The organism is Pseudomonas sp. UBA2684 (assembly GCA_002354655.1).
Taxonomy (GTDB): Bacteria; Pseudomonadota; Gammaproteobacteria; order Pseudomonadales; family Pseudomonadaceae; genus Aquipseudomonas.
Genome location: DELY01000042.1, coordinates 4,554 through 5,058, shown reverse-complemented (window position 1 = coordinate 5,058; position 505 = coordinate 4,554). Strand labels below are relative to the sequence as shown.

1 protein-coding gene is annotated in these 505 nt (G+C 64.4%); it reads right to left on the bottom strand.

What is annotated here, in order from left to right; translation table 11 throughout:
- The coding region (locus tag B3M58_RS14485) for a TonB-dependent receptor domain-containing protein (RefSeq protein ID WP_296220132.1) at nucleotides 1–505 on the bottom strand (505 nt) is incomplete at both ends.

The following is a 505-nucleotide window of genomic DNA, read 5'->3' as shown; positions in this document are numbered from 1 at the left end:
GCGCGCGCTCGCCGCGGTATTCGCCCTTGAACCACAGGGTCAGGCGGTCGGTGGTGTTCCAGTTCAGGCGCGCATGGGCCATGTGCTCCGGTGTGTTGGTCAGCGGTGCGCCTTGGTTGATGCCGCTCTTCTGCTCGCTGTCGGTGTAGGTGTAGTTCAGCGACAGTTTCCAGGCTGGCGCGAACTGCCAGCCGCCCGCCAGTTCCAGGCCCTGGGTTTCGGCTTCGTCGATGTTGATGCTCTGGGCGAAGCTCTCCTGGGTGAAGCTGCTGCCGAAGCTGACGCAGCCCGGCTGGTTGGGGTTGGCGGTGAAGTTGCAGTTGGCCAGCGGCGTGCCACCGTCGATCTTGTCTTCGAAGGTGTTGTGGAACAGCGTGGCGTTGGCGTCGAAGCCGGCGAGGTTGTCGTAGTACACGCCGAATTCGGTGTTGGTGGTGGTTTCCGGCTCCAGGTCCGGGCTGCCGATGGTGATGGTACGGCCCTGGCCGGTGACGCCGTTGATGCC